Raw genomic sequence first — 21217 nt, 5'->3', positions numbered from 1 at the left:
GTATTTTAAGACTTACTTCATGCTTAAACTAATCCAAGACAATTTTGGAGTGTACCTCGCAGCATTTATTATGTGGGGTTTCTTGATGTCGTTTCTTTATAACATGGTAAAGAAATCATCAGCACCGAATGGTGATAAAACAGTGATGTGGATTTCACTTGCATTGTTTATCTCCTACATGATGAGTGACCCACTACTTAATGTGGCGCTTGGCTACGATATGTTAGATTCAAGCTTTGCTTATGTGATTTGGGCGCTATCTGATTTAATAATACTACTCATTGTGTGGTTGATTGCACGTAAGCGAAATCTTACTCAGGCTCCTGCTAAACTTTATATATACACAGGGCTTATAGTTAACTCATCACTGTTTTTAGGCATATATTTCGATATTAATTACGTCTATACAGGAAGCTGGTGGTTCTGGGATGTCTACAGTATCACAGTGAACCTGATGGATATCATGATGCTCATCGCACTTTTCAGTAATAAAGACTTTTTAGGGCTTGTGAAGCTATACAGGAAAGTTCGAGGCCAAGCTGAAACAGCTTGACCCCAATTGGTTAGAAACGGTATTCCCAGCTAGTTCTAAGGGCTGTGTTTGTTTCTGACTCATCACCTATTTCATCTTTTGAAATAAGCCCTGTCACTTTCCACAGACCATTAAACACAGATTGCTGATAACCAAGCTCTAACTGCAGCTGACTCGTATCTGATGCGAGCTCAGCGTGTGTGGTTTCGCTTTCAATCCAACGTAACTTCGCATGGCCACCATAACCATTTAGAGTGTGGTAATAGGCGCCAAGGATAGCCGATTTACTTTGTAGCGGTGTTGAGCTACCAATTAAGCGTGAGCGTTGTGTATAGCTGCCAGAGCCATATACGCAATCGCTAATTTGATCACAGCTCTGCTCTGTATTTGAGTATTCAAAGTAGCTTTTTAATAGACTTTCTTTCGAGCCAAAATAGCTTTCTACGCCTAGTGTATAAAATGGCTCACTCGGTGCTAAACCACTTTCATTTCGACCCATTACTTCAGCATAAAATGCCACAGGTTGCGCCGCTAAAGTGGTTGAATACTTAACATCTAAACTCGTTAAACGATGTGTTGATTCACTGCTTTCGAGTGTAATAGGATCGATTTCGAGGTTAGTTAAATAATCAGAGCCTGCACTGTTAATCGCAATTTCAAGGCCTGTTAATGGCGTACTTGCAAACCGGAGTGCCCAAAAGTCACCGTCATCTGAATTATTTAGATATGGCTTTTGTTTGGCGTAAATACCCGTTAACTGCCAATTACCGATAAACGACAGCCAACTTGGGCCTACATATTGCGTATTTGCTCTGCTGAAGCGCACACCTTTCATTGGCGCTGCATTATTTGATAGTAGTAGGGCGTTATCGTTACTTGGCCCCCACCAATGACTAACTTGCTCTGCACTGATTGACCAATTACCCAGGAGTACGGCTAAATAGCTATCTTGATAAGTAACATGCTGTTTATCAAGGGCGTCATCGGCGTAATTTACACTCACTTTAGCGCTAACACGCTTCCCTGTGATTGAACCATAACTATTTACACCGCTTTCTTGCTGGTGGCGTTTACCAAAACCTTGCTGAGTGAGTGGTTCGCTGTTGTAGTTTAGGCGAATACCTGAGCTGGTTTTTTGTTTTGCATTATCAAGAGCATGTTTTACATGCTGATAAGCAAATAAGCTTTGCTCGTCAAGTTGGCTGGTATTGGTAACGTCTAGGTCGCGTGCGATACCTTGCCACATTAATGGATAGCTATTAATTGGCTGTTTAATAATGCCTTGGTTAAAGAGCATTTCGATTGAAGCGCGAAGCAATGGGTCGTCGCTTTCTATCCATGGTCCAGCAACACTTGGCGCAGAGATCATTAGTAATGCAGTTAAGCTAATGAACTTTTTTAATTTCATCCGTGAATTTTATCCTGTAAGGCTTTGGCTACGACTGGGTCAACAAACTCGCTTACATCGCCATTATGGCGTGCGACTTCTTTGACGAGTGTCGATGAAATAAATGAATTTTTTTCTGCCGGTGTTAAAAATACACTTTCTAGATCTGGGTTTAGGCGACGATTCATATTCGCTAACTGAAATTCATAGTCAAAGTCAGACACCGCACGAATTCCACGAATAAGCACTTCGGCTTTGTGGTCGCGAGCTAAATCAGCCAATAAGCCAGAAAAACCAATCACACTCACATTATCAAGGTGCGCCAAAATCTTATTAGCAAGTTCTACGCGCTCATCAAGGGTAAAGCAGGGTTGTTTACTTGGATTATGCGCAATGGCAACAATCACTTTATCGAACATTTTTGCCGCGCGATGAATTAAGTCTGTATGGCCATTTGTAAGTGGGTCGAAAGTGCCCGGATAGATTGCAGTAACGTTCATAACATTCAGCGATTTATAAATTTGCTTGCTATATTAACAGTGTTTTCTCGACGATGCAGCTTCGAAAATACGCGTATCGGATTAGAATCCTTCACCTATATAAGGTACTAAACCGATTGAGGTTAATATTTTTCAAGGTAGTATTTAATTGCTGCGCATTTGTTTATACTGCTCGGCTGGGGACCGTAATAATCATAAAAAACAGAGTAAATAAGCTATGAGCACAAAGGACAAAATCATACACACCAGCATCGAGTTATTTAATCGCCATGGTGAGCGTGCCATAACAACTAACCATATTGCTTCGCATATGGGGATAAGCCCAGGTAACTTGTATTATCACTTTAAAAATAAAGAAGATATTATTCGTCACATATTTGCTTTGTATAGCGATCATTTACACACTCACTTTAAGCCACTGACTCCCGGTGACGACGCACTAGAAAACCTAGCGGGCTATCTTGATTCGCTATTTGAACTTATGTGGCGTTTTCAGTTTTTCTACGACAACTTAGGCGATATTTTATCTCGTGATGAAGAGCTGAAAAAAGGCTACATTGCGTTTCAAGCTGAGCTTTTAGAGCAAGTCAAAGATGTGCTGTTTGCATTGCGTGAAGGCGGTATCATTTGCATTGAAGACGAAGATGTCACAGAACTTGCGCATATGCTAAAAATGACCGTGAGTTTTTGGACGCCTTATATCAAAGCTCGTCGCTTAAGTGGTGAACTTGCCAGAGCAGATATTTATAACGGTATTTTAAAGGTATTGCTGCTATTAAAAGCCCACTGCACCGAGCAACACTTAGAACAAGTAAATCAATTAAGGGCAAAGTATTTAGCCCTTGCTGAATCTGAGCAAAACGACCACTAATCCTACAAAGCAGTTTATTTCCTAGACGCTATAATTTTTGTTATAATCGCGCGCCCTTGAGGTTGCTTAACCTTGGGGCGTGTGAAATCCACAGTCTAAGAGTGAACTATGCTTAAATTTATCGTCAAATTACACCCTGAAATCGCGATCAAGAGTAAATCTGTTCGTAAACGTTTTACCAAGTTATTAGAAAATAACATTAAGATCGTTTTGCGTCGTGTTGACGAAAAAGTTCAGGTAAGAAACAACTGGGATAATATCTCTGTTGTTAGCTTACTCGACTCTGAGCAAGTTCGTTTAGATATTATCGATGGCTTAAAGCGTATTCCAGGTATCGTACAGTTTATTGAAGTTACTGAAACAGACTTCGATTCAATCGACGATATTTATCAAAAAGCACTTGAGCTAATTGGCCATACGATTGCGGGTAAAACATTCTGTGTACGTTGTAAACGTTCTGGTAAGCATGACTTCACATCGAGCGACGTAGAGCGCTACGTAGGTGGTGGTTTAAACCAGCATGTTGAAGGTGCGCGCGTTAAATTATCTCACCCTGAAGTAACAGTACGTTTAGAAGTGCGTGATGATAAAGCGTATATCGTTACTGAAACTCACTTAGGTATGGCGGGCTTCCCGTTACCAACACAAGAAGATGTATTATCGCTTATGTCGGGCGGTTTTGACTCTGGTGTTGCCAGCTATCAAATGATCCGTAAAGGTGCACGTACTCACTTCTTATTCTTTAACTTAGGTGGTGCTGCGCACGAAATCGGTGTTAAGCAGGCGAGTTATTATATCTGGAAACAGTTCAGCTCTACTCACAAAGTGAAGTTCGTTACTGTTGATTTTGAACCTGTTGTTGCTGAGATTTTAGAGAACGTTGAAAACAGCCAAATGGGTGTTGTACTTAAACGTATGATGATGCGTGCCGGTAGCCAAGTTGCAGAAAAACTAGGTGTACAAGCGCTAGTAACTGGCGAAAGTATTGGTCAGGTATCAAGCCAAACGCTGGCTAATCTAAGTGTAATTGACCGTGTGACGGAAACTTTAATCATTCGCCCGTTAATCCAACACGATAAGCAAGATATTATTGATATTGCGCGTAAAATTGGTACGGCTGAGATGGCAGAAAGTATGCCTGAATACTGTGGTGTAATTTCTAAAAAGCCAACGGTTAAAGCTAAAATCAAAACCATTCTTGCCGAAGAAGCTAAGTTTGATTTCGACGTGCTAAATACAGTTGTTGAAAATGCACGAGTGATGGATATTCGCGATATCGACACCGAAGCTAAGCAAGAAGTGAAAGAAGCAGAGTCTGTATCTGATTTACCTGAAGGAGCGGTTGTTGTTGATATTCGCTCACCTGAAGAAGAAGACGCAAACCCACTTGAGCTTGAAGGTATTGAAGTTGTACATTTACCTTTCTTCCGTTTAGCGACTAAATTTGGTGACTTACCAAAAGATAAAGAATATTACTTATATTGTGCTAAAGGTGTGATGAGCCAGCTACAAGCACTGATCCTTCACGAAGAAGGCTTTAGCAACGTAAAAGTGTATCGCCCGTAAGGGATAGTGAGAAAAGCGCGACATGTTCGCGCTTTTTTAATGCCTGAAATCATTACGAGAACTTTCCACTTTCCCCTTGAAACTTTCCCCTTTCCCCTTGTAGCTTTATTCTTTACTCTTTCTCTTAGTAGCTAGCAGCCCATTAACTTTTAATTTTTATCATGCTTAGCATTGCTTGATTATAGGGGGTTTTTATCCCTAACTTAGCACCTTGCTCACACACATAGCCACAAATTGCATCAATTTCAGATTCTCGATTATGGCTGATGTCTTGTTGCATAGAAGAAAAGTTTTCAGCGGTGGCTGTCATCACAGAATAGGCTTGGTCCAACGCCTCGCTGAGTTTTACATCAACACCTTGTTTATTGGCTACCAAACACGCCTCACTAAGTAAATTAATAATGCGCGTGCTAAATTGTGGCGCGCGTAACTGGCCATTTTTAACGTTATGAATTGCCGTTAAGGGATTAATGGCAATGTTCACTAGTAGTTTTTGCCAGCGCAGCGAGTGAATATCATCGCTCACAGAAAAATGCGGTAAGTAACTAAACTGCTGCTTAAGTTCGTTGAGCTTTTCGCTTGCAGCCGCATTACATGCGCCTAGCACACTTTCACCATTTCCAGTGTGGTTTACGCTATAAGGTGTTGTTTTAAAACCAGCTAGACGCGTTGTTAAAAACGCTAATCCTTGCGTGTTCAAAAGCTGGGCATTAAGTTCATCAACATTACCCATACCATTATGAGAAATAACGATTTGGCAGTTTTCATTGAGATAAGGTTTTATTTGCTTAAAGGCCGCTTGAACTTGAAATGCTTTAACGGTGATTAACACTAAATCAAAGGGCGCTGAATGACCAAGCTCTTTATGATTAATGAGACGGGCTTTGATAGGGTGTGATTTACCATTACTTGCTTGATAAAAACGTGTGGTCAGGGTTGGCTTACGGGTCAGTAATGTGATGTCATGTTGTGCAGATAAAAAATGGCTAAACAATAAGCCAATTGCACCATCTCCAACTATTAAAACATTAGCCATTACGTTGCTTACTACCTAAATGAAAACCAAGTTTTATAGCAAAATAGCTGATGGCACCAATAAAGTCAGCGATAAAGTCACCAACCGAGGCTTGACGGTAAGGCAGCATATCTTGCATAAATTCAATGGCGGCTCCATATCCAGCTAACAGTAAAATTTGCACCATGAGTGGTAATTTAAAGGCTTTATCCATCACCATGGCTAATATGAAGAAAATACCAAAATGCGCCACTTTATCTACGTGTGGGAAGAGGTTGCTCACCCCTTTAATTTCTTTGGCAAACAAAATCGTAAAGCCAATAATGCTGGCTAAAAAGATAACTTGGTAAACACGCCTTGTCACAATAAACCCTAAAAATGCCGAAATTGAATGGCCAGTATATCAAACAATTTTTGCATCGCACCTGAACAAATCGGATAAAAATAGAAAGAATCGACAAATAAGCGTTATAATTGCCAACCATAAATGAATTTAAAAAAGACTATGTTAGGAGAACCCCATGCCTTCATTTGATATTGTTTCTGAAGTAGAAATGAACGAAGCGCAGAATGCAGTAGATAATGCAAAGCGTGAACTAGAGACGCGTTTTGATTTTCGTGGTGTTGATGCATCAATCGAACTAAGTGACAAAGTAATTAAGTTAAAAGCTGAAGCACCACAACAAGTAATGCAACTTTTTGACATTCTTGCTGCGAAAATTTCAAAGCGTGGCTTAGATGTATCTAGCCTAGAATTAAGAGATGAGTCGCGTAGCGGTAAATACGTAATGCGTGATGTTGCTCTTAAGCAAGGTATCGAAAAAGACGTAGCGAAGAAAATCGTTAAGTTAATCAAAGACTCAAAAATTAAAGTACAAGCCGCGATTCAAGGTGAAGAATTACGTGTAACTGGTAAAAAACGTGATGATTTACAAGAAGCAATGCAAGTTGTTCGTACTGCTGATTTAGGTCAACCATTCCAGTTCAAAAACTTCCGCGATTAATACACTGTGTTTATAGCTTTAAGCTATAAGCCTGCAAGTTTCTGAACTTTACAAGGAGCGTATTTTGAGACGAATATTAGGTTACAGAGAAAAAGATATCTTCTAGCTATTTTCAGCTAGAGGATATTTATGTCAGTAAAAAACAAAACAATTGACCGTAATAAACACGGTAAAATAAACAGAAAATACACAGGTCCACACAGTACTTATTTTTACCAACAAACACCAAGTTGGTGGGTGAAAATGACAATGACTAAGCCAAGAAGACGCTTAAATAAAGCTCTTTGTAAGCTTGTGCTGAATGGTGCTGACCCAGAAGGAATTGTTTTTCCGTTAGGAAACTCAAAACCTCATGAGTACTTCTGGTAATTATTGTTTTATAAAAGCCAATCACCATGCTGATTGGCTTTTTTGATCTGTCTCCACTTACAGCTTGAAGCTTTAGACTTAAAACTTGTCTTTAGCGGTATAGCCGTCCATTGACTTTCTTCCCCAAAATCATCACAATAACGGCCTATTTTCGAGGTGCTTGCTGTATCTTCAGATACGTTTTATTTCAAAGGGTGAAATAGTCGCAAGATAATCGGGAAGTCGGTGCGTTTTCAGGGAGAAAACAATGCCAACACTGCCCCCGCAACGGTAATGTAGATGCCATGCATGTACAGAGTCCGGAGACCGGCCTTGAAGTAACTTACTATTCGCGTGTGCGGTGGGCACAGGCTAGGGGATATCATGCTAAATAAATCTGCGTTAGGCGTAGCGGTTGCTGCTACGTTGTCTTTTTCTGTATCTGCTGACGAGCAATCAATCGAGCACATCACAGTTTCTGCCAATAAATTCGAACAATCAATTAATGATGTATTAGCCAGTGTTACTGTCATTGACCGCGCTGATATTGAAGCAAGTTATGTGCGTGACTTACCAAGCTTACTGGCAACGCAAGCAGGCTTTCAAATTAATGCCAATGGTGGTTTTGGGCAAAGCTCAGGTGTTTCATTACGTGGTGCAAGTTCTCGTCATACACTTATTTTAATTGATGGTGTACGTACAGGCTCTGCAACACTTGGCTATAAAAGTATTAGCAATATTCCTTTAAACAGTATTGAGCGTGTTGAAGTAATCAAAGGCTCACGTGCTGCTGTATATGGGTCAGATGCGCTAGCTGGTGTGATTAATATCATTACGCGCAAAGCACAAAATACGACCTTAGATGTTACTTTTGGCTCAGACTCTTATCAAGAGTATCAAGTAGCGACAGGTGGTCAGTTTGCGGGTGTTGATGTTGCCGTTAATGCCGGTTATGAAAAAACAGATGGTTTTGATGTTTTGCAAGGCTTAGCCCCTGATGAAGACGGCTACGAGAACAAAAACCTTGGCTTTAATCTTGGTTATCAAAATGAGCAGTTAGGTGAGTTTTTAGCGCAAGCACAATACTCAGAAGGCGAAGCAAAATACGATAGCGCTTATAGCCCTGCAGACAGCAACGTAGAAAAAGGCGAGTTCGAAAATTACCAAGCTTCACTAGGTTGGAAAAAGGCTTTCGAAAAACACAGCCACGCCATTGATATCGCTATATCAAGTGATAGTTCAGATGACTCACGTATTGATTACACTGGTGCAACGGTGGTTGATAAGTTTGAAACTGAGCGTGAGCAAATCGATTACAATGGCCAATACTTTTTCAATCAAGCACTGACTCTTAGTGGCGGTTTTAATTGGTATAAAGATGAAGTGAACACTAACTCGGGTACTTACTTAAAAGACAGCCGTGAAGTGTTCGCTGCGTTTGTTGGCGCTTATTATGACGACGAACACGTGCTGGCAAACCTAACCGTTCGCCAAGATGATGATCAGCAGTTTGGTGATGAAACAACTTACACTGCAGCTGTTGGCTATCACTTAAATGACATCGCGACATTCCGCGTAAGTCAAAGCACAGGTTTTAAATCTCCAACATTTAATGACCTATATTACCCAGGCTCAGGTAACCCAGAGTTAAACCCTGAAACATCAGATAACCAAGAGCTTGGCTTATCACTCAATGTGAATGATATCAGCCTTGATATTGCGATTTTCCGCAGCGAAATCGACAACAAAATCGCTTGGGCACCAAATGCATCAGGGCAGTGGATCCCAACTAATATAAACGAAGCTCGCCACGAAGGTGTTGAGTTTAGCTTTAAAAACCAAGTGTTTGGCTTTGATCACAGCTTTAACTTTACCTACCTTTCAGCGGAAGATACTGAGACAGGTCAGTCTCTAACCTATGTGTCAAACCACACTGTGAATTGGTCATTAAACAAAGCATGGGGTGATTTTGATGCTGGTATCGATATGCAATACCGTGGTGATCGTGATGGCAAGTTAACGCACTTACCTTCTTATACGTTATGGAATTTAGTTGGTCACTACCAAGCGACTGATAACTTAACTGTGTCACTACGTGTAGAAAACCTATTCGATAAAGAGTACAACGCCGTTGATGCCTATGGTACAGACCTAGATGGTGATCACATCAACGACGAATTTTATTACTACAACACGGCCGAGCGTCGCCTGTTTGTAGGTGCCCGTTATCAGTTCTAATAGCCATTAAGGTCAACTGAGCTGTTTGCTTAAAGCGAGTAATTGACATTAATTTGCCCGTTGATGTCATTCGTTTTTAAGTTAAAACACGCTCAGCGTTATTATTAGTTCTGCGTCTAAAAGCTCGCTACCTACTTAGCGGGCTTTTTTCATTTTAGTTTATCTGCGTAATACTGTTCGAACTTAGCAAGCTTAGGGGCAATCAGAATACTGCAATAACCTTGATTTGGGTTTTCATTGTAATAGTCTTGATGGTACTGCTCTGCAGGGTAAAAGTTTGTAAGAGGGCTCAGCTCGGTGACTATCGGCTCTCGAATTTGCTTTTGTAAAGCATCAATCATGGCTTGAGATTCTGCTTTTTGCTTTTCATCATGATAATAAATAACACTTCGATACTGGGTGCCGACATCATTACCTTGGCGGTTTAACTGTGTGGCATCGTGTAAAGTGAAGAACATTTCAAGCAGGGTGTTATAGCTTACAATACTGCTGTCAAAATCGAGCTGAACCACTTCAGCGTGACCCGTTAAGCCGGTACAAATTTGTTGATAACTTGGGTTTTCAATCTCACCACCGGCATAGCCAGAGCTGACATTAAGCACGCCTTTTACGCGTCTAAATGCGGCATCAATACACCAAAAGCAGCCGCCGCCAAAAGTGGCTATTTGTATGTTGTTATCCATATTTCACTTCCTTACCGTTTTGCTGACTATAGCCGAAAAAACAAAACGCCGTAAAGACGGCGTTTTGTTAAAGCTCAAGCTCGTTTAAATTTCTTCTAACGGCTTGTCTTTTGCTTGCTGCTCTAACTTGCTCTGTAAGTACTCAGGCGACTGGGTATTTCGGGCAAGTGCGCTGTATGCAGCAGGTACGACGAATAAGGTCAGTAAGGTTGCAACAATAACACCAGTAAATACCACCACACCAATTACCATACGGCTTTCTGCACCTGGGCCACTTGCAAGTACCAGCGGTACTGAGCTCATCACGGTGGTCAATGAGGTCATAATAATTGGGCGTAAACGTTGTGTCGCAGCTTGGGTAATCGCTTCGTTAAACTCCACACCTTTATCGCGCAGTTGGTTCGCAAACTCAACAATCAAGATACCGTTTTTCGCACTCAAACCTATCAGCATTACGATACCAATTTGGCTGTAAATATTCAGAGTAAGTCCGGTGTACCACAAACCAAATAATGCACCCACTAAACCAAGCGGTACTGTAAGCATGATCACAAATGGGTGAATAAAGCTTTCAAACTGGGCTGCAAGTACTAAGAAGGTTACAGTCAGTGCCAGTATGAATACATAGGTCATCGCCGATGCACCTTCATAGAACAGCTGTGATTCACCCTTGTAGTCAATTGCACCGTCGATGTCGTTTTCTTCTGCTGCAACTTGATTTAAGAAGTTAAGTGCTTCTTCTAGGGTATAACCATCTGCTAAGTTCGCACTTAAAGTAATTGCGCGCATACGGTTATAACGGTTTAAACGCGATGCAGTGGCTTCTTCTTTTAAGCTAATTAAGCTATCTAGCGGTACTAATTCGCCACTACGTGATTTTAAATAGATATTTGAGATATCAGTCGGGTTAGCAAAGTCTTCTTTGGTGCCTTTTAAAATCACATCGTATTCTTCACCGCGGTCGATAAAGGTCGTTACGCGGCGTTGGCCTAACATGGTTTCTAGCGTGCGACCCACATCCGATACAGAAACCCCTAAATCAGCGGCTTTGTTTTTATCAATGTTGATTAAAAACTGCGGGAACGTTTCTTTATAATCATGATCGATTCTTACCAAGCCTGGGTTTTTCTCAGCACGCTTAATAATACGGTCTCGCCAATCGGCTAGCTGGTCGTAATCGTTACCTTGCAGTACAAATTCAATCGGACGAGATGAACCGCCGCCACCAATACCACGGCGCATAATGGCAAACGCACGCACATCAGTCACTTCAGTCATTTTACCGCTGATTTCGTCCATCACTTCCCAGGTTGAGCGCTTACGCTTATCCCAGTCAGCCATACCTATGATAGCAACACCACCTTGACCACCCCAGCCCGGCACACGAACAAGCACTCGGCTCAATTCACCAGACTCAGAGTAAGGCATTAAACGTTCTTCAATTTTAGCCATGTTTGCAGCGTTATTTTCATAGCTTGCGCCTTCAGGGCCACTCATCATGATAAAGAAAGTACCGCGGTCTTCTTTTGGCGTAAGCTCTGATGGCACTTTTTGAAATAGCATAAAGCTGGCAACACCGGCCAAAATCATAGTCAGTAGTAAGCTCCACTTACGGCTCATATTTGAGGTGAGTGAGTTACGGTAAGCGTTTTCGATTTTGTTAAAGCTTCTATCCATCCACTGGCTAAACTTGCTTTCTTTTTCTGATGACTTCAACACTTTTGAGCAAAGCGCTGGAGAAAGCGTTAACGCAGTAATACTAGAGAAGAACACCGCAGCGCTTACTGCCATAGCAAATTCGGTAAAGAGGGCACCGATTCGGCCATCCATAAACACCAGTGGTACGAATACCGCAATCAATACGAGGGTCGTTGCTATAATCGCAAAGCCAACTTCACGGGCACCACGAAATGCAGCAAGTAGTGGTGGTTCGCCTAATTCGATACGGCGGTGAATGTTCTCGAGCATAACAATCGCATCATCCACCACTAAACCAATTGCCAGCACAAGGGCTAGAAGAGTCAGTAAGTTGATTGAATAACCCATAGCGAGCAAGAACATAAAGCTACCCACTAGCGCCACAGGTACGGTTACAGCAGGCACTAGCGTTGCGCGGATATTGCCTAAAAACAGGTAAATAACTAAGACAACTAGCGCCATTGAAATAACGAGTGTGCGATAAACTTCGTCAATCGATTCTTTGATGAAAATTGAAGAGTCATAGCTGTCTTGAATGGTGGTGCCTTCTGGCAGGTTACGCTTAATTTTTTCAAGCTCTGCGCGGGCATTATCAACCACGGTTAGGGTATTAGCTTTGGCTTGTTTGACGATACCCAAACCAATCATGTTACGGCCATTACCACGGAATAAGCTTTCGTCGTCCGCGGCTTCTAAGTGCACATCAGCCACTTCACCTAAACGCACTAAATAGCCGTCTTCACCCCGTTTGATCACTAGGTTTCGAAAGTCTTGTTGATCTTTATAACTACGCGCAGTACGCACTGTAAAATCGCGGTCGATAGATTCGATTTCACCGGCAGGTAATTCAACGTTTTCAGTACGTAAAGTGGTTTCAATATCACTACTGGTAATACCGCGCGCAGCCATTGCTTTACGGTTTAACCAGATTTTCATTGCGTATTTACGCTCGCCACCCACGCGCACGTTTGAGACACCATCAACAACGGCTAATCGGTCAACAATAAAACGCTGCGCGTAATCAGATAACTGCAATGAATCCATGGTGGTACTGTTTAGTACGAACCAAGCAATTGGGCTTTCATCACTGTTTGATTTAGACACCTCTGGCGGGCGAACCTGCTCAGGTAAGCTATCAAGGGCACGGGCTACACGCTCACGTACATCGTTTGATGCGGCATCAATATCGCGGCTAATATTAAATTCAATGGTGATATTTGAGCGGCCATTTCGGCTCGATGAGTTAATACTTTTAATGCCTTCGATACCCGAAATACGGTTTTCGAGGACTTGGGTTATTTTCGTTTCAATGATCTCTGCGCTAGCACCTGTGTATTCAGTGCTAACACTAACAATCGGTGTTTCAATATCTGGGTACTCGCGCAGTGGCAGCATAGAAAATGCCACCAAGCCAAAGGTGAGTAATAATAGGTTTATTACGATCGCGAAGACCGGGCGCTTAACGCTAGTATCAGTAATTTTCATGGTTTAGCCCTTGATACTTACTTTGCTGCCAGTACGGATCTTAATGATGCCTTCAGTCACAACTTGTTGGCCATTTTCAAGGCCTTTATCAATGGCTACCCAGCCATTGTGACGACCAGCCACATGCACTTCGACTTTGTTTGCAACGCCATCTTCAATTTGGAACACATAGTGTTTGTCTTGTTGCGGGATCACGGCTTTCTCAGGCACCATAAGTGCTTGGCTTGAGCTTAACTCTAAGGCAGTGTTTAACAGCATACCAGGGCGTAATAAACCGCTCTTATTGATAAAGCTGGCAGTCACTTCAACGCTACGGGTAATTGAGTCTATGCGCGAGCTAATGTGAGTGACTTTACCGGTAAAAGTTTTTTCTGGGTAAGCATCATTTTGCGTCATCACTTTCATACCGAGTTGCAGTTGCGCTAAGTATTTTTCTGGCACTTTAAAATCAACTTTGATAATGCTGATATCATCAAGTGTCGTAATGTTGGTTGTGCTATTTACATAGGTACCAATTGAAATTTCACGCTTACCAAGCAAACCTGAAAAAGGCGCTTTAATCGTCATCTCGGCCAATTTTGTTTTTGCACTTTCAAGTTGTGCTTCGGTTGCGTCAACACGTGATAGCTGCTCTTCTAGTAACGACTTAGCAGTGGCTTGTGAGCGAGATAACTCAGTGAGGCGCTCAAGTTGGCGGCGTTCTTCTCGTAAATTAATGCTTAATTCTTTTACTGCTAATTCTTCTTCTTGCGACTGCAGTTGAACAAGCTTTTGGCCTTTATTTACTAAATCGCCATCGTTAAAAAAAATATCGGTAACATAATCGTTTTGTGCACTACGCAAGTAAATCGCTTGGTTAGCACGAGCACTACCAATTGCTTCAATCAGCACTGCATTTTCTTCGGCGACAACCGTATGTGCTGTCACTTGAGTTGCGCTATTACCAAAGTTGCTCTGCTCACCTTGGCTTGAAGGTAAATACAAATAAATACATAACCCTAGCAAAAGGGTAATAATAAATGGAAAAAGAGCTTTGCCAGATTGTGTAGAATACATCATTGTGTTACCAGAAAATTAGTTGAGTGTAGTGTACAAAATTAGTACGTGCACCGTATGTCAGGTATCTCATATATTTGTGCATTTAGCGTAAAAGTTAAAAGTTCGGCTAGTTTGTTCCTTTATTGTGACTAAAAAAGAGGTTTTAGTATGAGTAAAGAGCCAAAGTGTAATTATTGTTTAACGCTTAGAAAGATAGTTTTGGTCACAATTGTGATGTTTATTTTTTATTTTTCTGTTTATGGATAAGAAATGTCCTGCACTTAGTGTGCGCGCTCAAGCATCTCGCCATGGCAGTGAGTTTTTGGTTGTAGGTGGTATTGGGCTGATCATTATTATGCTGGTTAACATATTGAGACCTGGCGAAATTAGCCTTGTTGAAATCTTTTTAGCAACAAGCTGTATTGCTGCACTGTTTATTGGCTTTTTAAAAACGCAAGAGCCATACTTTAGCCTAACATTTACTCAGAATTTACTTATTTATCATCACAAAGTTGGGAATTGGCAGCTAAAGCGTGCTAATTTTCATCATAGTGGTATACCAAAAGTGGAACAGGGCTTAGAATACCTTGAGTTAAACGCAGTTGGTATTAAACTCAATAACATAGATGAATTTTTAACACAGATTCACCCAAGAATTGCCGGACGATTACTAATAGAGCAACGTCATTTATTTATGCAAGTTATTCAAAAATATTGCAAAAATGGTGATTGCCCATCAGAATGGTTAATAGAAGAGACGGACTACACTGCCCCAAGTGGTCAGCTTTACAAAGGATTGATTGCCATGTTTGCCAATCGTACGCAGCATTTAAGGCAATTGACAGGATACGATTTATTACTGCCTGCCAATGTACTTGATGTTGATATTTGGCAATTTAGTGCTGATTTGAATCGTTGGAAACTGAATCCTAATGAGTTTATAGAGACTCGCTTGCAGAAAATGTAAGCTTTAGGTGGCAGAAAGTAGTAGGAAAAGGCTATGAGTCAAGAACGTTCTTTTATTAAAAGCGGTCGAAACACAATTATACATAAAGATAAAAAACTTGATTTAGTGATAGTGAATGGTGAAAACCATCCACGTATTAAAGTGACCCAAAATGGCCTTGAGCCTTTCAAAGAAGATCTGCCAAAAAACCGTCGTGAAGCGAAAGAGCGCTATCTAGAGATGGTTTATGTAACCAGTCCAGATGTGTTCGCAGAAGAAAAACGTTTACTGTTTATCCAAGCCCTAGATGGTCGAGAGTATAAAGTCGACTACAGTAAAATCGGCACAAAGCTTTTCGTTCGTATCCACCAAGAAAGTTATTTATAACTCCTAGTCTGGCACTTTAATTGCTTGTTATTAGCTTATTTGGCAGTCGGCCTTAACCGACTTTTCATTTTAAGGTGGTAAACATGAGATTAGTGCCTCTTGCCCTCGTTGCATTAACGACATTAACAGCCTGTGGTGGCGGTGGCGGTTCGAGTGACTCGAGCACAACCGCTGCAACCGTTAATGCGGGCACAGATCAGCAAATCATTGAAAAAAGTGAGTTTACTGTATCTGCAAAAGGCTCTCCAAGCGATGGAACCTTCACTTGGGAGCGAGTCAGTGGCCCAGCATTAGAAGGTTTTCCTGCTGAGGGTGCTGAACAAACGGTTACCGCTCCTGATATTAAGCTCGATTCAGAGCTTGTGTTGAAAGTGAATTATCAAACCGATGATGGGCAACTTGTTTCCGATCAAGTCAGTATTTTTATCACTTCCAATAACCAACTCCCGGTTGCTGTTATTACCCAAACTGCGCCAGAAGAGTTGCCATCACAATACAATGATGTGATCACATTAAGCGGCGAAGAATCTGCTGATATCGATGAAAATGGCTCGGTTGACAGTTATTTGTGGACGCAACTAGATGGCCCGGATTTAACCGCTGATAGTTATACAAATCAAACAATTAGTTTTACTCACCCATTACTTGAATCAAATACAGCAATGACATGGCGCTTGACTGTAACCGATGATGAAGGTGGCTCGGCGAGTACTGAGGCGTCGTTCACCTTAAACAAAACGGTTGAGGTAATTATTGCTGATGCAGGGGAAGATCAGCAGGTTATCGAGTTTGATACCGTAACCCTTGATGCCAGCAATAGTGAAATAGTGACGGCAACAAAATCATGTTTTTGGGAGCAGTTAACAGGCGAAACAGTGACGTTGGCAAACCAGAACCAATGTATCACGACGTTTGTAGCCCCTGATGTCGATACTGATTCAGAGCTTAGCTTTGAAGTTACCGTGACAGACAGTAAATCACGTAGCGACACAGATACGGTAATTATCGATATAAGTCCAAAACCGTTGGGATTAATTAACGATACCGGTATGAGCGATTGCTATAACAACTCGCAAAAAATTAATTGCGGCAGCGAAGACTTCCCAAGCCAAGACGCAGACATAGGCCGTGACAGTGTCGCTAATCAACTAGATAAAGTCGGTCAGGGTGACTTGGCGTTTGATTTTACCAAAATGAATGAATATGCCGACGAACTTCCTGATGATGCGACTAGCTTTAGTTGTGTACGCGATAACGTGACGGGCCTTATTTGGGAAGTAAAAGAAGCAAGTTCAACATTACCGCCGTCAACAACCGATCGTGCAGCAACAAACCATTATACCTGGTATTTAAATGGTTCAAGTGGTGTGCAAACGGGCAGTGCACAAGGGGCTGCGAGCTCTACTTGCCCAAGCACCAGTGACTGTGGCCTGCAAACTTACATTAATGATGTAAACAGCAGCGATTTTTGCGGTGGTACAAATTGGCGTGTGCCAACTTACACCGAATTATTAGGGTTATTAGATTATGCCAAGCAAGGTGAGTCTTCGATACTTAACAGTGACTTTTTTCCAAATCAACCGAGCGACACGCAACTAAGTACAGATGGCAGCTCGTTTATGCCTTATTGGACTTCGCAAACCGCGGCAGATGGAACAAGTTTGTCGCAAGCTTATATTATTGATATGAGTAGTGCGAATGATTTAGCGTATCCAAAAAGTAACACTGCCTTTGTGCGCTTAGTTAGAACGCCGGGAGAGTAATATGCGAAACTTATCTTTAATCACAGCACTTACCGTAATCGCTCTGCAATCGAGTTATGCCGCTGCGCAAGTATGTTATAGCGCTGTCACAGAGACGACGCCTGATAGCCGCTTTACTATCAATGAGGATGGTACAGTAAGTGACAGCGAAACGGGTCTTATGTGGCAACGTTGTACGTTTGGCCAAAGTTATGATAGTGACACGGATACTTGCGAGGGCACGAGCCAGCAGCTTACATGGGGCGAAGCTTTACGCGGGGCCGAAAACGCAACGTTTGCTGATTACACTGATTGGCATGTGCCAAATGTAAAAGAGTTAGCAAGTATCTTAGAGCATAGTTGTGTACAGCCTAGTATCAACGAAACGGCATTTTTATCGACTAAGCTGCAAAACTATTGGAGCAGTACTTCAGGGATCAGTCGTACCGATCTTGCTTGGGTGTACCAATTTGATAAAGGCATAAACAGCCTGCACGCAAAAACGTCCGATGTTTATTTGCGTTTGGTGCGCTACGAAAAGTAACTGTTAATAACTTCTAACCGCGCTTGCTCAAGCGCGGTTTTTATTTCTGCGCCTTTGATACCTTGAGCAATAAATTGCTGCGGACTAACTGCTCGTGCTTGCTTAGCTGACTTTGTGAGCGACTCAAAACAGCTAACAGGTTGTTGCTGACTTATTTCTAACAACTTCAAGACTTGCTCAAAACGCTCAGGGCGACGCCATAAATCAAGTTGATTAAAGCAAGCAAAAACGGCTTCGCTAGTCGGTTTTTCTGCACTTAACGTTGTTTGATGAGTTTGGCTAAATAGCGCTAAATCACGTACTTCATTAGGTAAGCGAATGTTGCTAGCTATCGTTTTTATCTCATCGCTTGAAAGCGATAAAGTAACTTGGCTAAATAACAACGCAGTATCATTAATATGTAGTTTGTTAGCATAATCAAAACGCGCTTGAAACGTATGGTAAAGCTCATCACACCATTTACTTTCAAGCTCAGAGCTAATCACATGCAGGCCGTTGATGCTGGCAAGTACATTTAGAAACTCGCTAAATGCGCCATCACTGAGGGATTTTTCGCATTCCAACCAAACGCGCTCAGCGGTGAGGGTACTCAGTTCACCGGCTTTAACCATCTCGGTTAATAGTGATAGGGTTTCTGGGGCGATAGTAAAGCCTAGGTAATGATAACGAGCAGCAAAACGCGCTACTCGCAATATGCGTAGAGGGTCTTCACTAAAGGCATCGGAGACATGACGTAATACACGATTTTCAAGATCTTGCTGGCCAGAAAATGGATCAACTAAGCTGCCATCTTGGGCTTGCGCAATGGCGTTTACGGTGAGATCTCGACGAATTAAGTCTTGCTCTAAAGTGACATCAGGCGCGAAATCACAAATGAACCCCGTGTAACCTTGGCCTTGTTTTCGCTCGGTACGGGCTAGCGCATATTCTTCTTTACTTTTAGGGTGTAAAAATACTGGAAAATCTTTTCCAACTTGTTGATAGCCTTGGCTGATCAGTTGCTCGGGCGTTGCACCAACCACCACATAATCGCGCTCTTTAACGTCACGACCAAGTAGGGCATCTCTCACTGCGCCACCGACTAAATAAACCTGCATAAAACACCTAAAATTTTGCCTTTTCGCTATTTTACGTTATTTAACCAATAAAATGTAAACAAGGTTTTAAGTAGCGATGTTTTTTGCCATTATAGACCGTGATTTTAAACGCAAGGAATAACACGGTGTATTTAAGCTATTTTGGCTTGTCAGAAAAACCCTTTTCGATTGCCCCTAATCCTGAGTATTTATTTCTTAGTGAGCGCCATAAAGAGGCATTAGCACATCTTACCTACGGATTAGGTGAAGCGGGTGGCTTTGTTCTGTTAACAGGCGAAGTGGGTACAGGTAAAACAACACTAACAAGAAGCCTGCAAGAGCAGTTACCTGAAAACACCCAAGTGGCACAAATTCATAACCCAGCTTTGTCACAGCTCGAACTGCTTGCCAGTATTTGTGATGAGTTGAAAATTGAGTATGACAGCGCGAATGCGACATTAAAAACGCTTACTGATGTTATTAAAAAACATCTAGAGGCAAATAATCAAGCAGGCGGTCATACCATCTTAATTATTGATGAAGCACAATTACTCGCGCCAGATGTGCTAGAGCAATTGCGCTTATTGACGAATATCGAAACGGATCACAAAAAGCTACTGCAAATTGTGTTAGTTGGGCAACCAGAGTTACAAGAGTTATTAAAACGTACTGAATTAAGACAACTAGCTCAGCGTATAACGGCACGTTATCACTTATTACCATTAACGGAAGGGCAAGTATTTGCCTATGTTAAGCATCGCTTGTTTAAAGCGGGTACAGAGCAAGCCTTGTTCTCAGGTGATGCGTTAAAAGCAATTTATCAAGTGACTCAAGGTGTACCAAGATTAATCAATTTATTGTGTGAGCGTTGTTTAGTAGGGGCTTTTTCGCAGCAAAAATTGAGTATTGATAGTGAGCTTGTGATGCGCTCAGCTGCTGAAGCATTGCCACCCACGAGTACACCAATGGCCACAGTAGCAAATAAAGAGCCGAGTTATGTTTGGCTCTACCCAGTTTCATTTTTAGCCGTATTAGGAATGGGTATTGGTTTATCCTACCTAATATAACGAGTGTTCATTTATGTCATTATTATTAGATGCAATTAAACAGTCTGGTCAGCACGAACAAACCGCGGTTGACCACGACCAAGCAGCGCTTGCGCTCAAACAACAACAAGAACTTACACGCTATCGCCGCTTAGCTTTTTCATTTGGCTTATTATTGGCGGCCACTTTAACCTTGATGGCAGGCTTTTCAATTGGTAAATGGTTACAACAAAATAAACCATTTGCTGAGCAGCCAAAAGTTGTGAATAACAGCAATGAAGCCACAGAAAACGCTACGACTGAGGCTCAAGTAAGCCCTGAATCGCAACAACCCGCTAAGCAAGATCAAGTTGCCCAACCACACACTCAGCAAGCTGCTAATAACCCAGCTCAAGTAACCACAATGTCGCCACAAGGGCAGTTGATGCAACCAGCCATGGGGCAGCAACAAATGATGCAGCAGGTGCCAGTGCAAGGACAGCAATACCAGTGGGTGCAAGTTCCGGTAAATTCAGCACCTGTGTACGCGAATCAAGGTTATCAAGTACTGCCGCAATATCAGCAGCAAGCTGTGTATCAAAATCAGCCTGTATATCAATCGCAGCCACAATTTTCTCAACCAATGCAAATGCAGCAGATTAACCCGCAACAAATGAGCAGCAATGGCATTGATCTAAGTAAGTATAAGGTGCTGGGTAAGCCACTTGATGGTCAACCAACTCAACCCGCATCGCAATCATCAACCAATGATGAGTTAAGAGATGTGCCAGATACCTTAAAGGATGCCTTTGCTAAAGCGGTTGAAGATGTTGATAACGCACACAGTGTTGATATTACTCGAAGCACTAAAAATACCTCGTATGCTGAGCCGATTGAGCTATTACCCGATGCGCTGCAAAGCCTAATTCCTACCATTAAATATCAAGCGCATATCTATGCGTCTGAATCATCAAAGCGTTGGATTAAGTTAAACGGTAGAGAATTATACGAAGGCGATAACATTGGTGTGCTATCTGTGGTTGAAATTACCCCTGAGCAAAGCTTATTAAGCTACGATGGCTATGAGTTTACCCTAAAAGCATTACAAGACTGGCCTGAATAGCCAGTCTTT

Annotated in this window: 20 protein-coding genes and 1 riboswitch; of the genes, 12 read left to right on the top strand and 8 right to left on the bottom strand. The window is 41.9% G+C overall.

Annotated features, from left to right (window positions below; translation table 11 throughout):
* Positions 1-19 precede the first annotated feature (19 nt).
* Entirely contained in the window at positions 20-553 is a 534-nt protein-coding gene (locus tag CWC28_RS07405) for a hypothetical protein (protein ID WP_138624942.1), read from the top strand.
* A 10-nt stretch (positions 554-563) separates the two neighbouring features.
* On the opposite strand, the gene CWC28_RS07400 is transcribed toward CWC28_RS07405, so the two are convergent.
* Both CWC28_RS07400 and coaD read right to left on the bottom strand, forming a co-directional pair.
* Positions 564-1940: a capsule assembly Wzi family protein gene (locus CWC28_RS07400; RefSeq protein WP_138624941.1), complete on the bottom strand. Its 1377-nt coding sequence runs from the start codon at positions 1938-1940 to the stop codon at positions 564-566.
* Positions 1937-2419, bottom strand: a complete 483-nt coding sequence (coaD, locus tag CWC28_RS07395; RefSeq protein WP_063703162.1) for a pantetheine-phosphate adenylyltransferase — start codon at positions 2417-2419, stop codon at positions 1937-1939. The genes CWC28_RS07400 and coaD overlap by 4 nt, the downstream gene beginning before the upstream one ends.
* A 217-nt stretch (positions 2420-2636) precedes the next feature.
* Between coaD and CWC28_RS07390 the strand changes: the two genes are divergently transcribed.
* Positions 2637-3290 (top strand): TetR/AcrR family transcriptional regulator, encoded by a 654-nt coding sequence (locus CWC28_RS07390; RefSeq protein ID WP_105174857.1) that lies wholly within the window; start codon positions 2637-2639, stop codon positions 3288-3290.
* A 108-nt stretch (positions 3291-3398) separates the two neighbouring features.
* Positions 3399-4856: a tRNA uracil 4-sulfurtransferase ThiI gene (gene thiI / locus CWC28_RS07385; RefSeq protein ID WP_105174856.1), complete on the top strand. Its 1458-nt coding sequence runs from the start codon at positions 3399-3401 to the stop codon at positions 4854-4856.
* A gap of 142 nt (positions 4857-4998) precedes the next feature.
* Here thiI and CWC28_RS07380 read toward each other — a convergent pair whose 3' ends face one another.
* Entirely contained in the window at positions 4999-5892 is an 894-nt protein-coding gene (locus CWC28_RS07380; RefSeq protein WP_138624940.1) for a ketopantoate reductase family protein, read from the bottom strand.
* Positions 5885-6235, bottom strand: coding sequence for a VanZ family protein (locus CWC28_RS07375; RefSeq protein WP_063703175.1), 351 nt, complete (start codon positions 6233-6235; stop codon positions 5885-5887). The genes CWC28_RS07380 and CWC28_RS07375 overlap by 8 nt, the downstream gene beginning before the upstream one ends.
* Positions 6236-6392: 157 nt before the next feature.
* Between CWC28_RS07375 and CWC28_RS07370 the strand changes: the two genes are divergently transcribed.
* From CWC28_RS07370 to CWC28_RS07360, 3 genes are all read left to right on the top strand, one after another.
* Complete coding sequence (locus tag CWC28_RS07370) at positions 6393-6875, top strand: YajQ family cyclic di-GMP-binding protein (RefSeq protein WP_063703177.1); 483 nt, start codon at positions 6393-6395, stop codon at positions 6873-6875.
* Positions 6876-7004: 129 nt separating this feature from the next.
* The gene (locus CWC28_RS07365; RefSeq protein WP_130050669.1) at positions 7005-7244 is read left to right on the top strand and encodes a hypothetical protein; all 240 of its coding nucleotides are present in this window, start codon (positions 7005-7007) and stop codon (positions 7242-7244) included.
* Positions 7245-7417: 173 nt separating this feature from the next.
* Positions 7418-7573, top strand: a riboswitch (cobalamin riboswitch).
* Between the two features lie 34 nt (positions 7574-7607).
* Complete coding sequence (locus CWC28_RS07360; RefSeq protein ID WP_138624939.1) at positions 7608-9461, top strand: TonB-dependent receptor domain-containing protein; 1854 nt, start codon at positions 7608-7610, stop codon at positions 9459-9461.
* Positions 9462-9610: 149 nt separating this feature from the next.
* On the opposite strand, the gene msrA is transcribed toward CWC28_RS07360, so the two are convergent.
* From msrA to CWC28_RS07345, 3 genes are all read right to left on the bottom strand, one after another.
* Positions 9611-10144: a peptide-methionine (S)-S-oxide reductase MsrA gene (msrA, locus tag CWC28_RS07355; RefSeq protein WP_054560929.1), complete on the bottom strand. Its 534-nt coding sequence runs from the start codon at positions 10142-10144 to the stop codon at positions 9611-9613.
* An 84-nt stretch (positions 10145-10228) separates the two neighbouring features.
* The gene (locus CWC28_RS07350) at positions 10229-13327 is read right to left on the bottom strand and encodes an efflux RND transporter permease subunit (RefSeq protein ID WP_063703184.1); all 3099 of its coding nucleotides are present in this window, start codon (positions 13325-13327) and stop codon (positions 10229-10231) included.
* 3 nt (positions 13328-13330) lie between these two features.
* Positions 13331-14383 (bottom strand): efflux RND transporter periplasmic adaptor subunit, encoded by a 1053-nt coding sequence (locus CWC28_RS07345; protein WP_063703532.1) that lies wholly within the window; start codon positions 14381-14383, stop codon positions 13331-13333.
* A 241-nt stretch (positions 14384-14624) separates the two neighbouring features.
* Here CWC28_RS07345 and CWC28_RS07340 point away from each other — a divergent pair, with 241 nt between their 5' ends.
* The 4 genes from CWC28_RS07340 (at position 14625) to CWC28_RS07325 (ending at position 17984) form a co-directional block, all read left to right on the top strand.
* The gene (locus tag CWC28_RS07340; RefSeq protein ID WP_138624938.1) at positions 14625-15332 is read left to right on the top strand and encodes a DUF2982 domain-containing protein; all 708 of its coding nucleotides are present in this window, start codon (positions 14625-14627) and stop codon (positions 15330-15332) included.
* A gap of 33 nt (positions 15333-15365) precedes the next feature.
* The gene (locus tag CWC28_RS07335; protein ID WP_063703190.1) at positions 15366-15698 is read left to right on the top strand and encodes a hypothetical protein; all 333 of its coding nucleotides are present in this window, start codon (positions 15366-15368) and stop codon (positions 15696-15698) included.
* An 83-nt stretch (positions 15699-15781) separates the two neighbouring features.
* Positions 15782-17461 (top strand): Lcl C-terminal domain-containing protein, encoded by a 1680-nt coding sequence (locus tag CWC28_RS07330; protein ID WP_138624937.1) that lies wholly within the window; start codon positions 15782-15784, stop codon positions 17459-17461.
* 1 nt (position 17462) lies between these two features.
* Positions 17463-17984: an Lcl C-terminal domain-containing protein gene (locus CWC28_RS07325; protein WP_063703194.1), complete on the top strand. Its 522-nt coding sequence runs from the start codon at positions 17463-17465 to the stop codon at positions 17982-17984.
* Here CWC28_RS07325 and CWC28_RS07320 read toward each other — a convergent pair.
* Positions 17972-19081 carry a tRNA nucleotidyltransferase/poly(A) polymerase-related protein gene (locus CWC28_RS07320; protein WP_138624936.1) on the bottom strand — a complete coding sequence of 370 codons (1110 nt, stop codon included), beginning with the start codon at positions 19079-19081 and terminating at the stop codon, positions 17972-17974. The genes CWC28_RS07325 and CWC28_RS07320 overlap by 13 nt on opposite strands.
* Before the next feature lie 125 nt (positions 19082-19206).
* Between CWC28_RS07320 and CWC28_RS07315 the strand changes: the two genes are divergently transcribed.
* Together CWC28_RS07315 and CWC28_RS07310 are read left to right on the top strand one after the other, a co-directional pair.
* The gene (locus CWC28_RS07315) at positions 19207-20127 is read left to right on the top strand and encodes an ExeA family protein (protein ID WP_105181277.1); all 921 of its coding nucleotides are present in this window, start codon (positions 19207-19209) and stop codon (positions 20125-20127) included.
* Between the two features lie 13 nt (positions 20128-20140).
* A complete protein-coding gene (locus CWC28_RS07310; RefSeq protein WP_138624935.1) occupies positions 20141-21208 on the top strand; it encodes a general secretion pathway protein GspB in 1068 nt (355 codons plus the stop codon).
* Positions 21209-21217 lie beyond the last annotated feature (9 nt).

This window comes from Pseudoalteromonas sp. S4492 (genome assembly GCF_005886115.1).
Classification (GTDB): Bacteria; Pseudomonadota; Gammaproteobacteria; order Enterobacterales; family Alteromonadaceae; genus Pseudoalteromonas; species Pseudoalteromonas gelatinilytica.
The sequence above is the reverse complement of the archived record's forward strand: the minus strand, read 5'-3'. Positions and strand labels throughout refer to the sequence as shown.

Excerpts from the sequence above, each read along its gene's own strand:
- CWC28_RS07405 (WP_138624942.1), top strand. The coding sequence starts at position 20 with ATGCTTAAACTAATCCAAGACAATTTTGGAGTGTACCTCGCAGCATTT.
- CWC28_RS07400 (WP_138624941.1), bottom strand. The coding sequence starts at position 1,940 with ATGAAATTAAAAAAGTTCATTAGCTTAACTGCATTACTAATGATCTCT.
- coaD (WP_063703162.1), bottom strand. The coding sequence starts at position 2,419 with ATGAACGTTACTGCAATCTATCCGGGCACTTTCGACCCACTTACAAAT.
- CWC28_RS07390 (WP_105174857.1), top strand. The coding sequence starts at position 2,637 with ATGAGCACAAAGGACAAAATCATACACACCAGCATCGAGTTATTTAAT.
- thiI (WP_105174856.1), top strand. The coding sequence starts at position 3,399 with ATGCTTAAATTTATCGTCAAATTACACCCTGAAATCGCGATCAAGAGT.
- CWC28_RS07380 (WP_138624940.1), bottom strand. The coding sequence starts at position 5,892 with ATGGCTAATGTTTTAATAGTTGGAGATGGTGCAATTGGCTTATTGTTT.
- CWC28_RS07370 (WP_063703177.1), top strand. The coding sequence starts at position 6,393 with ATGCCTTCATTTGATATTGTTTCTGAAGTAGAAATGAACGAAGCGCAG.
- CWC28_RS07365 (WP_130050669.1), top strand. The coding sequence starts at position 7,005 with ATGTCAGTAAAAAACAAAACAATTGACCGTAATAAACACGGTAAAATA.
- CWC28_RS07360 (WP_138624939.1), top strand. The coding sequence starts at position 7,608 with ATGCTAAATAAATCTGCGTTAGGCGTAGCGGTTGCTGCTACGTTGTCT.
- msrA (WP_054560929.1), bottom strand. The coding sequence starts at position 10,144 with ATGGATAACAACATACAAATAGCCACTTTTGGCGGCGGCTGCTTTTGG.
- CWC28_RS07350 (WP_063703184.1), bottom strand. The coding sequence starts at position 13,327 with ATGAAAATTACTGATACTAGCGTTAAGCGCCCGGTCTTCGCGATCGTA.
- CWC28_RS07345 (WP_063703532.1), bottom strand. The coding sequence starts at position 14,383 with ATGTATTCTACACAATCTGGCAAAGCTCTTTTTCCATTTATTATTACC.
- CWC28_RS07340 (WP_138624938.1), top strand. The coding sequence starts at position 14,625 with ATGGATAAGAAATGTCCTGCACTTAGTGTGCGCGCTCAAGCATCTCGC.
- CWC28_RS07335 (WP_063703190.1), top strand. The coding sequence starts at position 15,366 with ATGAGTCAAGAACGTTCTTTTATTAAAAGCGGTCGAAACACAATTATA.
- CWC28_RS07330 (WP_138624937.1), top strand. The coding sequence starts at position 15,782 with ATGAGATTAGTGCCTCTTGCCCTCGTTGCATTAACGACATTAACAGCC.
- CWC28_RS07325 (WP_063703194.1), top strand. The coding sequence starts at position 17,463 with ATGCGAAACTTATCTTTAATCACAGCACTTACCGTAATCGCTCTGCAA.
- CWC28_RS07320 (WP_138624936.1), bottom strand. The coding sequence starts at position 19,081 with ATGCAGGTTTATTTAGTCGGTGGCGCAGTGAGAGATGCCCTACTTGGT.
- CWC28_RS07310 (WP_138624935.1), top strand. The coding sequence starts at position 20,141 with ATGTCATTATTATTAGATGCAATTAAACAGTCTGGTCAGCACGAACAA.